The sequence below is a fragment of the Shewanella sp. genome (assembly GCF_051658185.1).
In the GTDB taxonomy this organism is placed as follows: domain Bacteria; phylum Pseudomonadota; class Gammaproteobacteria; order Enterobacterales; family Shewanellaceae; genus Shewanella.
In genome coordinates this window covers 1-2907 of the sequence record NZ_JBOFMC010000082.1, presented here as the reverse complement: position 1 = coordinate 2907, position 2907 = coordinate 1, and the positions used below count along the sequence as shown (strand labels likewise).

Annotated in this window: 3 protein-coding genes; all 3 read right to left on the bottom strand. The window is 54.7% G+C overall.

Going from position 1 to position 2907, the window contains the following annotated elements; translation table 11 throughout:
• Positions 1–11 precede the first annotated feature (11 nt).
• Positions 12–896 (bottom strand): ABC transporter permease, encoded by an 885-nt coding sequence (locus ACRCZA_RS03650; RefSeq protein WP_438673123.1) that lies wholly within the window; start codon positions 894–896, stop codon positions 12–14.
• A complete protein-coding gene (locus ACRCZA_RS03645; RefSeq protein WP_438673122.1) occupies positions 893–1954 on the bottom strand; it encodes an ABC transporter ATP-binding protein in 1062 nt (353 codons plus the stop codon). Before ACRCZA_RS03645 ends, ACRCZA_RS03650 begins: the two co-directional genes overlap by 4 nt.
• Positions 1951–2907, bottom strand: a 957-nt coding sequence (nosD, locus tag ACRCZA_RS03640) for a nitrous oxide reductase family maturation protein NosD (RefSeq protein ID WP_438673121.1), incomplete at its 5' end; no start/stop codon positions are given. The genes ACRCZA_RS03645 and nosD, both read right to left, overlap by 4 nt.

Sequence of the window (2907 nt, the reverse complement as noted above, 5' to 3'; positions counted from 1 at the left end):
TTTCCGGTAGATTACATCTCGAGACGCTTAAAAAACCACGTCGTGCCAAGCAATAAAGCACCTATCCAAGCGACTAATAAACCATACATTAATGGCAAACTTAAGCCCATTTGCAGCACCAAGGCGAGGCTACTTTTGGCCGCTAAATGCTCACTCGGATTGGCGAGCAGATTCAGGGCCCGAAATAAGTCTGTGGGGTTGATCAAAATAACGATATTTAGCCACTCACGACTTAAGCTATCGGCAAGGCCTACCAAGGCGGTCAGCAGCACCAAATCATAAATCAGCACTAAGGCAAACCATAACAGCAGCAATATCCCGAGGGCTTTCGCCTTTTCCCGCACCGCTAAACTCACCCAATAGCCCAACAGCACAAACACTAAGGAGAGCAAAATGCCACTGCCGATAAGGTGCAAGGTGCCCTGCAGCAGCGCCATGCGATCCTTCGCCTCCCCTAAGCCCAGCAATAATCCGGCCGTCATACCAAATCCGAGGATACAGGCCAGGCTCATCACCAGCGCGTGGCCCGCTAATTTGCCCCAGAGAATATGCCAGCGCTCAACCGGATAAGTGAGCAATAACAATAGGGTGCCGGATTCCTTTTCACCGACAAAGCTATCGTAACTGAGCAAAATCGCCCCGAGTGGCAGCATAAACACACTTAAGGTGACCAAGCCGGACAGCAGCTGTGACGGCTCATACACCACTAACGTGCCAGACACGGCGCTGCCCATAAAACTGACGCACAGCGACAGCAACAGCAGTATGCCGGTCATCATCCATAACCAGCGGTTACGCAGATTATCCTTAAATTCCTTCGCCGCGATAATGCCGATTAACTGCAGCGCCGATAATGGCGTAAAAACGCGCGGTTCCTGTGACTTGGCCTGACTCATCTGCAAGCCTCCGGCGCGCTAAACGCTGAGTCACGCTCTGGGCGCTGCCCTTGAACATGAGACGCCGTGGCGGGGTCATTGAGCTTATCCATATAGAAGTGAAAGATGTCCTGCAAACTGGCGAGCTCCAAAGAAAATTCATCGGTTTGAATGCCGTGCAACAATTGCTGCAATACCGCCGACTTATGCGCCAGCGGCACCTGGAGGCGTACCTCACCAACGCCTACGTCTCTAGGGCGCATGTCTCCCAACGTACTGGGGGCGATAAAAGGCGCTAACAGCGGATCGTGGCCGAGCTGCTGTCGCTGCGTCGGGGTCAGGGCGTGTAAGGTCACCTGCACTGGCAGCGCGGCCGCTTCCCGTAAGGCCGTTAAATGGCCACTGGCGAGCATTTTCCCCTTGCCGAGGATCAGGGCCCGATCCATCTGCGCCTGCACCAGGCCCAATTCGTGGGTACAGATCATGATCCCGCAGCCCTTGGCCTTAAGCTCGGCCATTTTTTGGTACAAAAAGTCCGAGGCCAGCGGATCCAGCCCCACCGTTGGCTCATCTAACAACAATACCTTAGGCTCGGCGAGGATCGCCTGCGCCAACCCTAAGCGTTGGCGCATTCCCTTCGAAAACGTCCCGATGCGCCGATCCTGCGCCGCGCCCAAGCCAAACTCGCCCAGCAATTGGTGCACTTTGGCGGGAGCAACGCCCTTAAGCTTGGCAAAATACCCCAGCAGCTCTGCGGCGGTCATATTGTCATAAAAGCTGACATTTTCAGGAAGATAGCCTATCGACATGCCGTATTTTGCGCGGGCCTCGCCAACGCTTCGCCCCTGCACCTGAATGTGGCCCGCGGTCGGGGTGATTAACCCTAAAATTAATTTGAGCAGTGTGGATTTCCCGGCGCCATTATGGCCCAGCAGCGCCAACATCTGCCCACTGAATAACTCAAAGTGGATATCGGTTAATGCGTGAAAGCGGCCATAAGACTTACACAGCTCACTGACTTGGATTGCCACCTCGCGCGGCGCGCGCGATGAGCCGGCGCTCAAGGGCTGATGATTCATTGGGAGGCTCCATCAATCGGGGGGAACGCTAAGGGGCGCATGAGCGGAAAACTGTCGATAACCCCACTGGCCTGCAGCGGCTGATATTGCCGCTCCACCCAGCGTAGCAACTGTACCACAGGGCTATCCATGAGTAATTTGGCTTCGGGATATAACCAAAAGAGCTTATCGAGACTGTCGTTAGGACGGTAGGCGATATCACCAATCCCATCGGCGTTGCGATCCCAGCCGGCGTATTGGGACCAGTAATTGCCCTCGCCTTCATGGCTCCATTCTAATTGCGCCTCGCCCACGTATTTGACTTGGGTTTGATTGGCCGAGATGTGATTGTGCCACAGGCGATTTTGCTCACCGCCCATGGCCATGCTGATCCCGGTATCGCTCTGGCTAAATTCATTGGCTTCAATCTGGTTATGCTGGGCGCCGTAGATAAACAGGCCTTTGCCTTCATTACCCAGCTCAACCGTGCCTTTCGGATTGTGCACTTGGCGGGCCACGTTGGCCTGAATATGGCAGGACTCGGTCACATTCAGCAAAATCCCAAAGTCGCGCGCTTGCTCAACGTGGTTGTGGTGCAGATAAATGGCTTTGGAGCTCATCAAAGCATAGCCACCGTCCACCGCTACCGCGTGGTTATGCCACGCTTCATCGCCGGAGGTGTACATGTAATGAATGCCGTATTGCAGCTGGGTAAACTGATTATCCACAATGCGACTCCCGCTGACGGTCTCTAAATACACCCCGTCGCGCACGGCTTGGATATGGTTAGCGGTCACCTCTGGCGCCGTGACCTGCTTAAGATAAATGCCATCGCCCCTATCGAGCACATAGAGGCGACGGTTACCACTAATGCGATTATCATGAATGCGCGGCGCGGTTATCTGCTCGCCATAAATCCCAAAGCCGTCGCCGCTGAGCTGATTACCGCGGATGTCGGCCTCATCGGCCCCTTG

What these genes read in the sequence shown, in the direction of transcription:
- ACRCZA_RS03645 (WP_438673122.1), bottom strand. Translation starts at nt 1,954, where the DNA reads ATGAATCATCAGCCCTTGAGCGCCGGCTCATCGCGCGCGCCGCGCGAG.
- ACRCZA_RS03650 (WP_438673123.1), bottom strand. Translation starts at nt 896, where the DNA reads ATGAGTCAGGCCAAGTCACAGGAACCGCGCGTTTTTACGCCATTATCG.